Origin of the sequence: Kribbella sp. NPDC056951 (assembly GCF_042674205.1) — a bacterium.
Classification (GTDB): domain Bacteria; phylum Actinomycetota; class Actinomycetes; order Propionibacteriales; family Kribbellaceae; genus Kribbella; species Kribbella yunnanensis.
On the sequence record NZ_JBHUQZ010000006.1, the window covers coordinates 1 to 15,343 of the forward strand.

The following is a 15,343-nucleotide window of genomic DNA, read 5'->3' on the forward strand; positions in this document are numbered from 1 at the left end:
AGATGATATCCGGTATTAGACCCCGTTTCCGAGGCTTATCCCGAAGTTGAGGGTAGGTTGCTCACGTGTTACTCACCCGTTCGCCGCTCGTGTACTCCCGAAGGAGCCTTACCGCTCGACTTGCATGTGTTAAGCACGCCGCCAGCGTTCGTCCTGAGCCAGGATCAAACTCTCCGTTGAAAAATATAGACAAGCTGGCCAAAGACCAGAGAGTCAACAACTTCGATTGATCCTTTGAATCAGAAACAAATCAAACTGACTTGAATCCAGAAATTATCAAAGGAATCCGAACACAGACAAAACAAGACCCGCACCCACAAGTCGAAGACCGGGGGCTGGGAAGATTGCCGATGCCTGTGTACGGGGTTAATGCTGTATTTCGGCATTGACTTTCGGCACGCTGTTGAGTTCTCAAGAATCGGACGCACACCGCGCTTCAAACTCTCATTCGAAGCTCCGGGGCAACCCGCCAAACTTTACTGTTTCGTCCAGGCCCGGTCAAATCGGGCTTTTTCGTCCCAGTCACCCGTGTTTCAGCGGCCGATCCGAGTCCGTAGACGCGTTTCAGCTGCGCTTACTTGGAGGGTGGTCAGGAGGTCCGGCCGCTTCCGCGTCCTGCACTCGCTCCCAACAAGAAGAACATTACTGATGTTCACCCCCCAGATGCAAATCGGGGGTGGAAGCCGGTCCAGCCGGCTCCCACCGCCACGTACAGCACCGTCCAGCAGACGCCTCTCGGCGAGTGGCCGCTCGGAGCGGCTGAGGTTGAGGCCCGGGGGTCTTGTACCGGACGGCATCAGGTGTAACCGGCCCGGTCCGCCACCTATTCCCGCACGCAGTCGAGCTCGAAGCCGGTCTGCTGGAAGACGAGCCGACCGTCCCGCAGCTCGAGCTCAGCCTGGGTGCTCGAAGCCATGAAGGTTGTGGCCGAGAGCGCGAAGAACCGCAGCGGCGGTTGCCCCTCGAACGTGACCTGCAGACCGCTCCCCCACACCTTCACCGCGAACCGCAGCCGATCACCCACGCGGTAGTCGCCGGCGAGCTCGGCCAGCACCTCTGCTGCCGGTTCATCCGACAGCTCGGCCGCCGGCTGGTAGTCCTCCCACCCGTACGACGACGCCGCGGTCGCGAACGCCCGCATCGCGAGCCGGTAGCCGCTATCCGAGTTCGTCATGACAGCAGCGCCGTACCCGGTTGCCCGGTCGACGAGGAGGTTGCAGCGGAAGCCGAGGTTCCCACCGCTATGGCCGAAGAGCTGACCGGACGCGTTCAGGAACGGACCGATCCCGACGTGGGTCAGGCCAGCGATCGGACTATCCATCTGGATGACAGGTGTCAGCATCTGCCGCGCGAGCTCCGGTGAGACGAGCGCGCCGCGCGCCCCGGCGGACGCCTCCTGAACCCCGATCCCGAATCTGGCGAGATCGGTCGGGGTAGTCCACAGGCCCGCGGCAGCCAGCTCCGGGTACACGTGCCACCCGCCCTCAACCGATTCGCCGGCCTCGTCGTGGCCGATCGCGGATCGCCCGGCGAGACCGGGCGGTAGCGGTTGGGCAAACGCACTGTCCGACATCTTCAGCGGTTCGAGAACCAACTCGCGCATGAGATCAGGGAACGGCGTACCGGTGACATCTTCGAGGAGCTGCTGGATGACCGTCGTACCGCCGCCTGAGTAGGCGAACTGTGCGCCTGGGATGCGCTCCACTCGTGGTCCGGCGGTGTTGCTCGGCGGCGCACCTGTGAGGATCTCGAGAGTCGTCGGCAACGAGCCATCGGGGTGGTAGCCCGGGAACCCGGGCGTTGACATCCCCGCGCTGTGGCTCGCCAACTGCCGCAACGTGACGACAGGTTGCCAAGCACGCGTCGGCGGCACCTGCCACGATGTCAGCCGGGTGTTGACGTCTTCGTCCAGCTCGAGCAACCCGCGATCCACCAGCCGCAACATCGCGAACGCCGCGACCGGCTTGCTGATGGACGCGGCCTGGAACAGCGTGCCCGCCTCGACCGGTGCCGGCTTACCTGCTTCGAGGACACCGGCCGTCCCGGCGTGCGCGATCTCGCCGTTCTCGATCACTGCCCAGCTCACGCCGGGCACCCGGAACTCCTCGCGATCCGCCTCGATACCGTCCCGCAGTACGTCCACGTTCCCCTCCTCGACGCCTCACCGGAACGCTACGCCGGATCGGGGGACTACCTCGACGGTTGCGGCGCGCTGCAGTCGATCTTCGGGTTGGCGCCGACGTAGTTCAGCGGGCCCGCCACCACGGTGACGAGGGTTGTGCCGATCTTGGCGCAGGTCGCATCGGAGCCGGAGAGATAACTCCGTTGGCCTGCTGCGGCGAGACCGATCAGCAACCACACGGCGACGATGATGGCGACGGTCCGGGAACCGGTCGTGGATGCTCGACGGGTGTGCATATCCACCTCCTGGGCTGGGCGAATCCCCGTGTGGAACGCCCTTCCAGTGCCCGTGCGGACCTGACCGAAAACGCTACCGCCGTCAACGTTGCGGGTCGGCCAGCTGCAGCCGGGCCAGAACGCGCGCGAGATCGCCGATGGCGACGTTGAGCTGCTTCAGCGCGGCCTGGTCGAGCGGGGGCGGCTGCTGCAGACCGAGGTTGGCCGCGAACCTGAGCTTGGCATCGGCCTCCGCGTCCCGCAGCGAGGTGTCGAGCGCCTCCTGCAGCTGCGGACTCGGCACCATCTCCGGTCTCTCGCGCCACTTGGTGACCGTGCGTGGCGAGATCCCGAGGTGCTCGGCGAAGGCCTCGTTGGTCAGCCGTAGCGCTGCCCGCAAGGCGTTCGCATGCCGTCCGGTCCATTCGTCGATGACTGTCATCGCTATCACTCTCCTGGGCGTTGATCACTCCTTGCAATCAGACTACGGCGATTGAGTGACCGTCGGAGTTCCTAATTTCTGCCCTGTGGATACCGGATGAGTTCCTGGTGAGGCCGACCGCTCGGCCGTTGACTTGGTCCATGGACGAGATCAGCGGTAGAACCGCGACGCTGCCGCGGAGATCCTCGCGGCGGCGGCATCTGAAGGTCGCCGGCGAGGCGGGAGCACGCCGTTTCCAGCTCGTGCGCCATGTCGACGTCTCCGGCGTCAGCGGGACCGGCGTCGTCGCCGAAGGCGTTGAGTGGACCGATGGTTCGGTGGCCCTGCACTGGGGCGGCCGGTACCCGACGACCACCGTCTGGGCCGACGGCATCGACGCTGTGCTCACGATCCACGGCCACAACGGATCCACCACGATCCGCTGGCTGGACGAATGAGCACCCACCGACCCCGGCGCGGCGGGTCCCTGCAGACAGCCCGTCGCGCCGGTCTACTCCGAGTAGAACTGCTCGCGATACTCACCGCGAGCCGGGCGCTGCGGTTCGGCCTGCTCTACTTCGAGCAGATCATCAACCGCTGCTGTGAACTCCAACTCCGCACGGCTCGGTTTCGGCTGCTCGACCGCCTCGGCCGACGTCCGGCGTACCGGCAGGTCGTTTGCGGCCGCAGACAGCTCGGCGAGCGTGTCGAGCAGACCCACCGCGTTCTCGACATCCCCAGGATGATTGGCAAGCCACCAGACCGCGGCCGATCCGGGCGTCGCAAACACGTCGTCCTTCAGGTAGGCACGCTTGTCCTGCTCCATCCGGCGTTCAATCAAGGTCGTCTGCTCGAGGCGATGCAGAGCGGCAAGGTGCTGCAGATGCTTGTGATCCGCATCAGGCAACCGCAACCGTACCTCGGTCGCCCAGCAACGCACCTGCCCCTTCTCATCCAGCGCCGGCTCCCCCAGGATCGCCGCAAGATGCTGCTGGTTGAGCGCCTCCTCAGTCACCTGCAACCCAACCGCCAACGCCCGCGCCCGCTTCAACAACGCATCAACCGCCACCGCCCCAAGATCCGCATGCCGCGACCCCGACAACACAGTCGACCACTGCACGACCGCCGAGAAGCTGAACTGGAAGTCCGCCGAAGCCGACGGCAACCGCACATCGACAACAGTCCGAGTCGGCGGCCCCGAAAACACCGGATCCGGCAGTACGACGGGCGCCGGTGCAGCCTGCACCTTCTGCACCACAGGCTTGGGCGGATCCGGCTGCTTCCACACAACTGCCAGCAAAACCAGCAGCACCACACTGAGCACGACCGCCGCCCATGCCGGCAATCCGACCACCAGCGACACGACGTACAAGACCACAACGATCGCGGCGGCCGTCAGAAGAGAGTTCCGATGGAGCTTCATGGTGGCGTTCCTTCACCGCGTCGGGCAGACGTCAGCAGAGCAGCCAATGCGCACCGGACGGCTTCCCCGTCCTCACGCCATCCAGGTCACCGGCAACCCAGACCACGGACCTCACCCCACGGCGAGCCCTCCCAAAGTCTCACATGCCCAACGGGCCGCGGCCGCCCGCCGCGTGTCGCTCAGCTCGCCCCGCCCCCGACCGAATTCAGCGTCGGTGCCCGGCCGCCCACTCCACACGGCCAGGCATCGATTCAGCTCGGAGCAGCCGGAGGCGAGTCCGGCTGCTCCGACCACCTGACCACGACCAGCGACCTAGCTCCGGTGAACTTGTTCATCGGTCGTTGCCCACCGACCAGGCACGACCCGTCCTGGCCCCGGCCTCGGAGTCACCGCTGGGCGGAGGGTCGGCGAGTGGTCGCAGCGTGGGCAGGTTGTACTCCTCGCGGAGCGCCTGGGCGACGACGGGGACGCCCGCCTGCTCGAACGCGTCCGCCAAGTTGTGAGCCGCAGGCCTGCGCGCGGGCTCCTCGAGTTTCTGAATCGCCTCGATCAGGTGCTGGCTCTCAGCGGACACATCTGTCTCGCTCGCGCCGGTCGCCAGCCGGGACAGCTTCGTCAGGACCTCGGCGAGCTCTACCGCTCGTTCGACTGAACCGTCGTGCTGGGCCAGCCACCACACGACCGCCGAAGCCGGCGTCCGTAGGGCATCGTCGCGAAGGTATGAGCGAACCCGGTTTTCGTTCGCGGCGCCGACCTCCCACAACAGACCATGGCGATGAGCCTCGTCCATTTTGGCGAGGTGCTGTTCGACTGCTTCCGGCAACTCGAGCCGCAGGCCGGTCGCCCACACTTCCAGATCTCCCCCGTCCGCCGTTGCCGGACGACCGATCCGGGCGGCCAGCTCATGTTGGGCCAGCGAGTACTGCGCCGGGCGCCACTTGGCGGTCACCTCCCGAGCCTGTTGGAGGACGAACTCACGGGCGACGTCCGCGTGATAGCTCTCGACCTTGGCAGCCTGCCAATGCACGGTCGCCGACACCTTGAGGAACACGGTCCCGTCCGCGGTCGGCAGTCCGCTCGTGGACAGTTCGGACTCGGAAGCCGCCGACACGTCGGCGAACAGCTGACCGCCTGCCTTTCGGTACGCGACAACACATCCGATCGTCAGCACCACCGACAGGCCAGCTCCGAGCCAGCCGAGCACAACACTCAGCCAGACGACGAAAGCTGTCCACGGCACGAGGATGGCTGCGATGACGACAGCCCTGGGGTGAGTGATCATTGGCCGGCCTCCGACAAGGTAGGTGCTGCAGGTCGCCGGCCACGCCGGACGAGTTGTTCGATGCTCTGCACGGTTCGTAACCGCAGGGGATCGTCACTGCGGTACTCGAGCCAGTCGAGAGCCGTGTTGAACAGAGCGTCGAGAAGGTCAGGCTGGTGCGCGCAGACCATCGCGAGCAGCTGCTGTACGGCCTGTGCGTCGCTCGGCCGCTCCTCCCCCAGCGCCTCGGCGTATGCCGTAAGCCAGGGCCGGAACAACGCAGCCCGCCGCGATTGATCGGTCTCGGTCAACGCGCGATGCCAGCCGGCGACGATCCGCTCGACAGCTTCGGTTCCCAGGAACATCGGCAGCCCGGCCGGCGCGGCGACCGCCGCGAAGCCGGCCGGATCGAATCGCCATCGCTCCAGGACGTAGTCGATCACCTGCAGACGGCGCCTCGGCTCCGCTGCCAGTTGCCCCAGGCCCTCGCGGGCTGCGCGACGGACGCCGTACTCCGAATGCTCGGCGAGCCAGGCCAGCCGCACCACCGCTTGATCGAGATAGCGATCCGCCAAGATGTTGACGCAGGCGGCGACCACGATGGCGACCCGGCCGTCCGGAAGATGTGTGTCGCGCGTCCAGTTGTACAACAGCTGCCGAGCCGCCGACGCCGTTCCGTCATCGTCGAGAAGATCCTCGAGCAGGGTGTAAGCCGCAGAACGCTGTGATTGGTATCTGTCGCCGGACCAGTCCGTCACGAGACGCAGCGCAAGGTCTGTGGCGCGCGTCCTGCGGCATTGCGCACCGAAGCGGCGAGCGAGCGTCGCCATGTCGAAGCGATCGAGGGCGCCGACTCCGGTCCGCACCAGCTCTCCGACCCAATCCGTCAGCGGGCCCCGGAGCCACGGCATGTCGTCCCAGAAGTACCGCAGCACCTCGGCCGGCATCTCCTGATCCGCGAAATGGAGCCGCTGCCCGGGCTCCGGCGTCACCGACAGGTCGAGGGTGATCGAGGCCAGCATCTGCTCGAGGCCCGGGACGTCCAGGGCGTGATCCGCGTCCTCCTCGGTGCCTCGGAGCAATCCGAGCAGGCGCTCGTGCGCGAGCGAGACGGTATGTGTCGACAATCCATGCAGAAGCGCCACAGTGATCAGCAGCGCACGCCCGCGCACGTCCTTCACCGACTGCACACCCCGAGCGATCGTGTCGGCGCGTTTCTCGGCCGAGTTGAGAACCTCCGAGAGGAGGACGTCTACCGGGATCTCCGGGCGATCGCGCCGGGCATTGCGGACCTGGTAGACGATGCGAACCAGCCCCTCGATACTCGACGAGGCGAAGCTCTCGCGGTACGCCGACAGGTTCGTCGGCGGCAGGCACTCGGCAGCGAGCTGCCGCTGCAGGACCTCGAACATGTCCGGGCGACCGATCTTGGCCTCGAAGCGGAGCAGGTCGACGTTCAACCGCTCGCCGTGCAGGTGCGGCAAGATCGTCACCAGCTTCGCCTGACGCTGCAACAACGCAGACTGCAGTGCCTGCAGATAGTCCTGCAGTTCGCCGAACGCTTCACCATCGACGTCGGACAGGTCGAGCATCAGGCGATCGTCGTCACGAACGTCCGAACCTTCGAAGATCCGCCGCTCGGCCTCGGCTGCCGACTTCTCCAGGTCCGGTGCGACGAAGCGGACCGCTGTGCCGGGTGCCATCCCGGCCCGCAGCAGCATGAGGCCCGCCGTACTGCGGCCGGTGCCAACTGCCCCGCTGAGGATCACCAGTCCATCCCGATCGGCGAGGATGCTCGCCGCACGGTCGAACCCGGGAGGTGGCACGAAGCTCTTCCACCGCTGTTCGAGCTTGTCCTGACTGAAGTCCCACGTCCGTGGCTTCCGAGGCCGCTGCTCGTAGTACCGGATGTCGTTCAGTTGGTCACCGGTGCCGGTGTGGATCGGTCCCTTGCTGTCATTGACCTCCGTGCGCGGCGCCTCCGGTGGAGTGGAGTCGGCCGGAGCAGACGGACGCTCGGCGTCGGGTTGTGCGGCCACCACCAGCTCAGTCATCGCTCACGTCCGTGGTACAGCGTGTTGTTCTGCGTCCCGCTCCCCGTGTAGATGGGTCCGCTGGATCCGTTGATCTGCACACCGAAACCTCCCGCCGGCTGATTCGGTGCAGGCGGAGTCGCCGTACCGGCCGGGGTCTCCCGCCCACGCGCAGGCTTCAGGAAGCCCGCGCCGAGCAGGTCTCCGGACGGTTTGGGCACCCGCAGGTAGGCCTGGCCTTGATACGTCTTCACCTCAGCGCCGGCCTCGACGTACAAGGACGCTGGATCGTCGGCGAAACGGGCAAGTACGGCGTCTTCGTACACCCGGCGCGAGATGATCGCGGCGACCTGCGTCACCTCGGGATCGGAGCCGTTGAGCAAGTGGCGGACAGGGTCGCTGTCGAGGAGACGGTGCAGCACCACGCGTTCGGCACCGCTGCCATCGCCGAGCTGGTTCTCGCCGGAATCCGCAATCGGGCCGACGTTGACACTCACCCGGAAGCGGATCGGGCCGTTCCAGAAGTGTGGGCGATAGCGGTTGCGGTGCTCGAGCTCTTCCTGCAAGGCGGTCAGGTACGGGTTCAGCAAGTGCGGCAGCAACTCGGGCGGCAGGACGATCGCATAGCCGTCGCCGGTGCCGTTGTGGGCGCTCTTCCGGGCCCAGATCCAGGCCAGGCCGGCGCGCTCGAAGGCCGACTGCATGATCTCGGGGATCAGCTTGGTCAGCTCCGTCTGGTCGCGCCCGGCATTGCCGCTGTAGTTCTTCATGTCGACGACCAGCAGGGCGCGGTACGGCGGGAGCTCGGAAACGCCGGTGTAGCGCGAATCCATCGGTGTGCTCATCGTGGTCTCCTCCGAACGGGTGGGTCCCATCAGAGTCGACGAGATCGGCCGGGCAGATTGTCCGGAATCGGACAGCCGGGCGGTGATGCAGAACTCAGATGCGAAAAGCTTCGGCCAGCCGGTCGAGATCGGCGACGACGAGGTGCGGTCCTCGCGTCAGCGCACCTGATGCCCGCAGAGTCGTGAGCTGGTCGGCGACCGTGCTGCGCGCGAGACCGAGTGCGCCGGCGAGCTCTTCCTGGGTGAACGGGACCCTTCGGGGGTCCGCTGCGGTGGCGGGCGCGAGGGCGACCGTGTCATGCAGCAAGCGGGCGATCCGGCGAAGTGCGGAGCGGTGGGCCAGATCGACCTGGCGCGAGACAGCTTGGTCGAACTTCGCGGTCACGTAGCGCTGATACTCCTGGGCGAGGCTGTGCTTCGCGAGGAAGCGCTCGAACTGCGCGATGGACAGGTAGTGCGCCGTACACCGGTCCAAGGCCTCGACCGTCGCCGTCCGTCGGCCTTCGGCTCCGGCCAGTTCGCCGAGAAGCTGACCGGCGCCGCGGATCGTGAGCAGGAGCTGGGCGCCGTCTGCCGCAGAGGCAAGGAGTTTGACGCGGCCGTGATCGAGCGCGAGCAGGAACCCGCCGGGATCGCCCTGGCGGAGGATCGGCTGCCCCGGACGGTAACTGCGCAGCGTTCCCTCGGCGAGCAGGAGTTGCCAGGCGGACGAACCAATCAGGTCCTGGAACGTCTGCGGCAGAGTCAATCCGATCACACTCCGTGCCTCACCAGCAGTGGAGACACAAGTTTCACACCGGCCACGGGTGGCGACGCTTGCTCTGCGTGTCGGTCAGCCGGTGAGGGAGCGGAGGGCTCGGCGGGAGGGGGTGAGGAGGACTGGTTTGTAGGGGCAGCGGGCGTCCGTGAGGGTTTCGTAGGCGCTGATGGCTCGGGTGGCGGCGTCCCAGCCTTGTTCGGCGGGGGTGCGGCCTAGGCCTCGGTTGCGGACCAGGGCGCCGTAGAAGGCGGAGCAGAAGACGGTGGCTTCGTACCAGCCGACGACGGTGCTGGTGCCGATGTAGGTGATGTCGTCCTGGAGGCAGTCGCGGATGGCGCGTTGCCATTTGCCGATGCCGGTTTTGCAGCCGTCGGCGATGACTACGCCGCTGGAGATGCCCCATTGGCGGTCGAGGAACCAGTCGGCCAGGGAACGCAGGGAGACCTGGGTGCGGCCGTCGGTGGAGAGGAAGGAGGGTTCTTCGCTGTGGTCACCGTGTGCCATCACGTGCAGGACGGTGGAGGGGGTGGTGAGGGCGGAGAAGGCGGTCTCGTGGTCGCGGGTGCGGACGAAGTTCACGTCGATGACGGGCTCGTCCCAGCCGGCGTTGATGTTGCCGGTGATGCCCTGGACGAAGGTCATCGAGGCGTCGAAGGAACTGTCGAGTCCGAGGTCCACCAGAGTGATCAGCCGATTGCGCATTCGCCCACCCTCCAACGCGTTTCGATCCCGCCCGGCCTCCATCATGGACCACGCTTCCGACAATTCGCGCCCCAGATACGGGTACTGAGACAAGGGCCGGGCCGTACGGCGTACGGTCGACTGAGGGCCGGATCCCGGGGTGGGAGCAGACGGTGAACGGCGTACCGTGGCCGGACAGTCGCTGCCGAGGAGGAGAACGATGAACCAGGTCCCGACGGTCACGTTGAGTAACGGAACTGCGATGCCGCGGATCGGGCTGGGTACGTCGCCGATGAACGACGTGGATGCCGAACGGGCGGTGAATCACGCGCTCGAGGTCGGCTACCGGCTGATCGACACCGCCGAGAACTACCGCAACGAGACCGGCGTCGGACGGGCGCTGCGACAGGCACCGCGCGACGAGTTGTTCGTGACGTCGAAGTTCAACAAGCGCTGGCACAGCGTTGACGGGGTCCGGACCGCGTTCGAGGCAAGTGCGGAGAAACTTGGCGTCGACTACCTCGATCTGCTGCTGATCCACTGGCCGAATCCGGACCAGGATCAGTACGTCGACGCGTGGCAGGGGCTGATCGCATTGCGTGATGCCGGCCTGGTCAAAGCCATCGGTACGTCGAACTTCAAGCCGACCCATCTCCAGCGACTGATCGACGAGACCAGGGTCGCGCCAGAGGTCAACCAGGTCCAGCTGAGCCCGGTGTGGGCGAAGCCGGCCGAGCGCGAGTTCCACGCCAAGCACGGGATCGTGACCGAGGCCTGGAGCCCGCTGGGCAAGGGCACCGACCTGCTCGACAACCCCATCCTGCAGGAGATCGCGAAGGAACACGGCCGGACGCCCGGTCAGGTGGTTCTGCGGTGGGAGACGCAACAGGACGTCGTACCGATCCCGAAGTCTGCCGACCGCGGCCGGCTCGCCGAGAACCTGGCGGTCTTCGACTTCGACCTCTCCCCCGAACAACTCGCGGCGCTGACCGCCCTCGACGGGACGGCCAAGACTGCAGCAGATTCGGACCGCTTCGGTCACTAGGGTCTGCCTATGACGAGGACGACACCCCCGCGCCCGGTGGACATCGCCGCGGTGTTCCCTGAGCTAGCTCCACTGGCACGATCGGCGGTGCGGTTACATCCTCGCCTAGGACAACCCAGCGTTCACGAGAGCTCGATCGGCGGGCCGCTGCTTTGGCCCGCCGGCGAGCACTGGCCGACGTGCACTGCCGAGCACGAGCTCTACGACAAGCCGGTGTCCGTCGACGATGTACGCCGACGCCGCGACCTGCTCGATGCCGCGTGGCTCCGGCCCCGCGCGCCGGAGGAGGACCTGCTCACTCCGGAGCAACGTTCGTACTTGTTGGAACTGGAAGAAGGCCATCCCGCGCACAGCGAGCCGAACCCGCTGCTCCCAGTCGCGCAGCTCTACCTTCACGATGTCCCGGGGCTGACGGGTCCCGATGGGGCAGATGTCCTTCAGGTGCTGTGGTGCCCGCTCGACCATGACGACTACGCGCCCGCGGTACGCCTGGTCTGGCGGAACTCGTCCGAGGTGGGCTCGGTGCTCGCCGAGCCACCGGTTCCGCTCGACGTCCAGGACGGCTATGTTCCGGAGCCTTGTGTGGTTCACCCTGAGGTCGTCACGGAGTACCCGGCGCCCCTTGAGCTTCCCGAGGAACTCGCCGATCGCTTGGATGCCTGGAGTCACGGCAGCAGCGACTACTTCACCGCGCACAGCATCGCTCCGGGCTGGAAGGTCGGTGGCTGGGGCCCTTGGAACATCAACGATCCGCGTCCGATGAACTGCGTAGTCTGCGGCGCCGGGTACCGGCCGTTCCTGACCATCGCCTCCGGAGAGTGGTACGGAAGTCACCGCAGCTGGATCCCCATCGAGGATCGCGACCAGCCCGGGCCCGTAGGCCTCCGAGACTCGGCCAACCCGCCGATGGTGGAGATCGGTAGCGACGACAACCTGCAGGTCTACAGCTGCCCGACCTCCTTCGACCATCCGCACTTCACCTACACGCAGTAGGCGGCTGGAAGCGCTCCCAGTTTTCGGCCTATGATCTGCGTTCCGATCACGACGACTGGGAGCCGCCCCAATGTCCTTCTCTGTTAGACGCGTAGCCGCTGGGCTTGCCGCCGGATTGCTGACCACCACGTTGCTGACTGTTGCGCCGGCGTACGCGAATACGCCGGCGAACTGCTATCACAACCCGACCAAGGAACTGCTCAACTCTCGGCTCAGTGCTGCCGTCTATTGCACCGATGGCGAGTGGCTGGGCGTCCACGACGACCAGGCTGACGGGTACAGCGCGCGGGCTGCCATCCAGCTGTACCAGAGCCAGGTCGGCTTCTGGTACGACGCGCACGAGTGCTTCGACGACACCACGGTGGCCGACTACCAGGGCTTTTCGTTCTGCAACTTCTCGGTGGCTGACGGCACCCTGGTCCGGATCCGGCTGTGGTCCCAGCGCAACGGTGCCGAGTCCTACTCGGTGGTGACCGGTTCCTTCACGACCTGAGGACGCACCGCGGCCCCCGGGGGAAGTGGGAAGTTCCCGGGGGCCGTAGTGCGTTCAGCTTGTCAGCTGCAGCCGGAGGTGCTGCCGCAGCCTTCGCAGACGTAGCAGGAACCGCTGGGGCGCATCTTGGTGCCGCAGGTGAAGCAGAGCGGGGCGTCGACCGAGGTGCCGGTGATGAGTTCGAACATCTCGGCGGTGGTGCGGACCTCGGAGGTGTCGACCGGCTTGGCCGCGGCAGCCTCGGTGGGCTTCTCGGTGACCTCGGCGATCGGCTCGACCGACTTCAGCGACTCGGCTTCGGAGATCTCGACGGGGGCCGGTTCGTAGGAGCCGGTGTCGAGCTGACGGGAACGCTCTTCGGCGGAGTAGATGCCGAGGGCCGCGCGCTCGTCGAAGGGCAGGTAATCCAGAGCAAGCCGACGAAAGATGTAGTCCATGATCGACTGCGCCATCCGGACGTCCGGGTCGTCGGTCAGACCGGCCGGCTCGAACTTCAGGTTGGTGAACTTCTGCACGTAGGTCTCCAGCGGTACGCCGTGCTGGAGGGCGATCGAGATCGCGATCGAGAAGGCGTCCATCACACCGGCCAGGGTGGAACCCTGCTTGCCCATCTTGAGGAAGACCTCGCCGAGGCCGTCGTCAGGGTAGGAACCCGCCGTCATGTAGCCCTCGGCGCCACCGACCGCGAACGACGTGGTCCGCGACGGCCGCGACTTCGGCAGGCGCTTGCGGGTCGGCCGGTACTCGATGACCTTCTCGACGATCTTCTCCGCGACGGCGGCCTGGGCCGCGACCGCGTCGTCGGACTCGGAAGCCTTCTTCGCCTTGGCGTCGGCCAGCGGCTGACCGACCTTGCAGTTGTCGCGGTAGACGGCCAGCGCCTTCAGGCCGAGCTTCCAGCCCTGGAAGTAGACGTCGGCGATCTCCTCGACCGTCGCGGTCTCCGGCAGGTTCACCGTCTTCGAGATCGCGCCGGACAGGAACGGCTGGGCCGCCGCCATCATCCGCACGTGGCCCATCGGCTTGATGGCGCGCTCACCCATCGCGGTGTCGAAGATCTCGTAGTGCTCCGGCTTCAGGCCGGGCGCGTCCACGACGTGACCGTTCTCCGAGATGTACTCGACGATCGCCTCGATCGTCTCCTCGGTGTAGCTGTACTGCCGCAGCGCCCGCGGGACCGTCTGGTTGACGATCTGCATCGAGCCGCCGCCGACCAGCTTCTTGAACTTGACCAGCGAGAAGTCCGGCTCGATGCCGGTGGTGTCGCAGTCCATCATGAAGCCGATGGTCCCGGTCGGGGCCAGCACCGAGGCCTGCGCGTTGCGCCAGCCGTTCTTCGCGCCGATCTTCAGTACGCCGTCCCAGGCCGCCGTGGCGTGGGTGTGGACGTCCTTGTCGATCGGGTGAATGGTGCGGATCGCGTCGTTGGCTGCGGCGTGCTTGCGCATCACCCGGGTGTGCGCTTCCTTGTTGCGCACGAAGCCGTCGTACGCGCCGACGACGCCGGCCAGCTCGGCCGACCGCCGGTACGACGTACCGGTCATCAGCGAGGTGATAGCGCCCGCCAGTGCGCGACCACCGTCGGAGTCGTAGGCGTGGCCCGTCGCCATCAGCAGCGCACCGAGGTTCGCGTAACCGATGCCCAGCTGCCGGTAGGCCCGGGTGGTCTCGCCGATCGGCTCGGTCGGGAAGTCGGCGAAGCAGATCGAGATGTCCATCGCGGTGATGATCAGCTCGACGGCCTTGACGAACTTCTCCGAGTCGAACAGGTCGTCGTCGCGGAGGAACTTCATCAGGTTCAGCGACGCCAGGTTGCAGGACGAGTTGTCCAGGTGCATGTACTCCGAGCACGGGTTGGACGCGGTGATCCGGCCCGTCTCCGGGGTGGTGTGCCAGTCGTTGATGGTGTCGTCGTACTGCAGCCCCGGGTCGGCGCAGGCCCAGGCGGCGTGGCTGATCTTGTCGAACAGCTCGCGCGCGTCGACCTTCTCGATGATCGAGTTGTCCAGCCGCGCCCGCAGCCCGAACTCGCCCTTGTCCTCGACCGCGCGCATGAACTCGTCGGTGACCCGGACGGAGTTGTTCGCGTTCTGGTACTGGACCGAGGTGATGTCGCGGCCGCCGAGGTCCATGTCGAACCCGGCGTCGCGGAGGACGCGGATCTTGTCCTCCTCGCGCATCTTGGTCTCGACGAACTCCTCGATGTCGGGGTGGTCGACGTCCAGGACGACCATCTTGGCCGCGCGGCGGGTGGCGCCGCCGGACTTGATCGTCCCGGCGCTCGCGTCCGCACCGCGCATGAAGGAGACCGGGCCGGAGGCGGTGCCGCCGGAGGACTGCAGCAGCTCCTTGGAGGACCGGATCCGGGACAGGTTCAGGCCGGCGCCGGAGCCGCCCTTGAAGATCAGCCCCTCTTCCTTGTACCAGTTCAGGATCGAGTCCATCGAGTCGTCGACGGCCAGGATGAAACAGGCCGAGACCTGCTGCGGCGACGTCGTCCCGACGTTGAACCAGACCGGCGAGTTGAAGCTGAAGTACTGGTGCAGGAGCATCCAGGTGAGCTCGTGCTCGAAGATCTCGGCGTCGGCCGGAGTGGTGAAGTAGCCGTAGTCCTCGCCGGCCTTGCGGTAGGTCTTGACGACCCGGTCCAGCAGCTGGCGCAGGCTCCACTCACGGTTGTCGTGACCGACCGCGCCACGGAAGTACTTGGTGGTGACGATGGTGGACGCGTTCACGCTCCAGTAGTCGGGGAACTCCACCCCGCGCTGCTCGAAGACGGTCTCACCGGTCTTCCAGTTCTGCTGTACGACGTCGCGGCGCTCCCACGTCACCTCGTCGTACGGGTGTACGCCCTCGGTGGTGAAAATCCGCTCGATGGTGAGTCCCGCGGGGGCGTTCTTCCGCCCACGGAACCCGGCCGCCGACCGCTTGGTCGACCCCGAGTGGCCGGTCACCGTCTCTGTCATGGTTGCTCCTCGCAATGTTGATCGC

Annotated in this window: 14 protein-coding genes and 1 rRNA gene; 4 read left to right on the top strand and 11 right to left on the bottom strand. The window is 66.3% G+C overall.

Annotation, left to right across the window (positions count from 1 at the left end):
• From ACFTSF_RS23225 to ACFTSF_RS23240, 4 genes are all read right to left on the bottom strand, one after another.
• Positions 1–180, bottom strand: a 16S ribosomal RNA gene (locus tag ACFTSF_RS23225); the annotation flags it as partial.
• Positions 181–823: 643 nt separating this feature from the next.
• Positions 824–2,143, bottom strand: a complete 1,320-nt coding sequence (locus ACFTSF_RS23230) for a serine hydrolase domain-containing protein (protein ID WP_380155767.1) — start codon at positions 2,141–2,143, stop codon at positions 824–826.
• 47 nt (positions 2,144–2,190) lie between these two features.
• The gene (locus ACFTSF_RS23235) at positions 2,191–2,418 is read right to left on the bottom strand and encodes a hypothetical protein (protein WP_344155811.1); all 228 of its coding nucleotides are present in this window, start codon (positions 2,416–2,418) and stop codon (positions 2,191–2,193) included.
• An 82-nt stretch (positions 2,419–2,500) separates the two neighbouring features.
• A complete protein-coding gene (locus ACFTSF_RS23240) occupies positions 2,501–2,839 on the bottom strand; it encodes a helix-turn-helix transcriptional regulator (RefSeq protein WP_344155808.1) in 339 nt (112 codons plus the stop codon).
• 140 nt (positions 2,840–2,979) lie between these two features.
• On the opposite strand from ACFTSF_RS23240, the gene ACFTSF_RS23245 reads away from it, so the two are divergent.
• Positions 2,980–3,276, top strand: coding sequence for a hypothetical protein (locus ACFTSF_RS23245; protein ID WP_344155806.1), 297 nt, complete (start codon positions 2,980–2,982; stop codon positions 3,274–3,276).
• Positions 3,277–3,329: 53 nt separating this feature from the next.
• Here ACFTSF_RS23245 and ACFTSF_RS23250 read toward each other — a convergent pair whose 3' ends face one another.
• The 6 genes from ACFTSF_RS23250 to ACFTSF_RS23275 form a co-directional block, all read right to left on the bottom strand.
• Complete coding sequence (locus ACFTSF_RS23250) at positions 3,330–4,241, bottom strand: hypothetical protein (RefSeq protein WP_380155768.1); 912 nt, start codon at positions 4,239–4,241, stop codon at positions 3,330–3,332.
• A 331-nt stretch (positions 4,242–4,572) separates the two neighbouring features.
• A complete protein-coding gene (locus ACFTSF_RS23255; protein ID WP_380155769.1) occupies positions 4,573–5,523 on the bottom strand; it encodes a hypothetical protein in 951 nt (316 codons plus the stop codon).
• Positions 5,520–7,556 (bottom strand): hypothetical protein, encoded by a 2,037-nt coding sequence (locus ACFTSF_RS23260; RefSeq protein WP_380155770.1) that lies wholly within the window; start codon positions 7,554–7,556, stop codon positions 5,520–5,522. The genes ACFTSF_RS23255 and ACFTSF_RS23260 overlap by 4 nt, the downstream gene beginning before the upstream one ends.
• Entirely contained in the window at positions 7,553–8,380 is an 828-nt protein-coding gene (locus tag ACFTSF_RS23265; RefSeq protein ID WP_380155771.1) for a hypothetical protein, read from the bottom strand. Before ACFTSF_RS23265 ends, ACFTSF_RS23260 begins: the two co-directional genes overlap by 4 nt.
• Before the next feature lie 94 nt (positions 8,381–8,474).
• The gene (locus tag ACFTSF_RS23270) at positions 8,475–9,137 is read right to left on the bottom strand and encodes a Crp/Fnr family transcriptional regulator (RefSeq protein ID WP_380155772.1); all 663 of its coding nucleotides are present in this window, start codon (positions 9,135–9,137) and stop codon (positions 8,475–8,477) included.
• Between the two features lie 75 nt (positions 9,138–9,212).
• A complete protein-coding gene (locus ACFTSF_RS23275) occupies positions 9,213–9,842 on the bottom strand; it encodes a hypothetical protein (protein ID WP_344155788.1) in 630 nt (209 codons plus the stop codon).
• A gap of 199 nt (positions 9,843–10,041) precedes the next feature.
• Between ACFTSF_RS23275 and ACFTSF_RS23280 the strand changes: the two genes are divergently transcribed.
• The 3 genes from ACFTSF_RS23280 (at position 10,042) to ACFTSF_RS23290 (ending at position 12,352) form a co-directional block, all read left to right on the top strand.
• The gene (locus ACFTSF_RS23280) at positions 10,042–10,866 is read left to right on the top strand and encodes an aldo/keto reductase (RefSeq protein ID WP_380155773.1); all 825 of its coding nucleotides are present in this window, start codon (positions 10,042–10,044) and stop codon (positions 10,864–10,866) included.
• A gap of 9 nt (positions 10,867–10,875) precedes the next feature.
• Positions 10,876–11,859, top strand: a complete 984-nt coding sequence (locus tag ACFTSF_RS23285; protein WP_380155774.1) for a hypothetical protein — start codon at positions 10,876–10,878, stop codon at positions 11,857–11,859.
• A 70-nt stretch (positions 11,860–11,929) separates the two neighbouring features.
• Positions 11,930–12,352 (top strand): hypothetical protein, encoded by a 423-nt coding sequence (locus ACFTSF_RS23290; RefSeq protein ID WP_380155775.1) that lies wholly within the window; start codon positions 11,930–11,932, stop codon positions 12,350–12,352.
• A 62-nt stretch (positions 12,353–12,414) separates the two neighbouring features.
• Here the strand turns inward: ACFTSF_RS23290 and ACFTSF_RS23295 are convergent, their stop codons facing one another.
• Positions 12,415–15,318, bottom strand: coding sequence for a vitamin B12-dependent ribonucleotide reductase (locus ACFTSF_RS23295; protein WP_380155776.1), 2,904 nt, complete (start codon positions 15,316–15,318; stop codon positions 12,415–12,417).
• Between the last annotated feature and the right edge of the window lie 25 nt (positions 15,319–15,343).

Coding starts and splice junctions, on each gene's coding strand:
- ACFTSF_RS23265 (WP_380155771.1), bottom strand. CDS start 8,380: ATGAGCACACCGATGGATTCGCGCTACACCGGCGTTTCCGAGCTCCCG.
- ACFTSF_RS23275 (WP_344155788.1), bottom strand. CDS start 9,842: ATGCGCAATCGGCTGATCACTCTGGTGGACCTCGGACTCGACAGTTCC.
- ACFTSF_RS23240 (WP_344155808.1), bottom strand. CDS start 2,839: ATGACAGTCATCGACGAATGGACCGGACGGCATGCGAACGCCTTGCGG.
- ACFTSF_RS23235 (WP_344155811.1), bottom strand. CDS start 2,418: ATGCACACCCGTCGAGCATCCACGACCGGTTCCCGGACCGTCGCCATC.
- ACFTSF_RS23290 (WP_380155775.1), top strand. CDS start 11,930: ATGTCCTTCTCTGTTAGACGCGTAGCCGCTGGGCTTGCCGCCGGATTG.
- ACFTSF_RS23255 (WP_380155769.1), bottom strand. CDS start 5,523: ATGATCACTCACCCCAGGGCTGTCGTCATCGCAGCCATCCTCGTGCCG.
- ACFTSF_RS23280 (WP_380155773.1), top strand. CDS start 10,042: ATGAACCAGGTCCCGACGGTCACGTTGAGTAACGGAACTGCGATGCCG.
- ACFTSF_RS23260 (WP_380155770.1), bottom strand. CDS start 7,556: ATGACTGAGCTGGTGGTGGCCGCACAACCCGACGCCGAGCGTCCGTCT.
- ACFTSF_RS23285 (WP_380155774.1), top strand. CDS start 10,876: ATGACGAGGACGACACCCCCGCGCCCGGTGGACATCGCCGCGGTGTTC.
- ACFTSF_RS23245 (WP_344155806.1), top strand. CDS start 2,980: ATGGACGAGATCAGCGGTAGAACCGCGACGCTGCCGCGGAGATCCTCG.
- ACFTSF_RS23295 (WP_380155776.1), bottom strand. CDS start 15,318: ATGACAGAGACGGTGACCGGCCACTCGGGGTCGACCAAGCGGTCGGCG.
- ACFTSF_RS23250 (WP_380155768.1), bottom strand. CDS start 4,241: ATGAAGCTCCATCGGAACTCTCTTCTGACGGCCGCCGCGATCGTTGTG.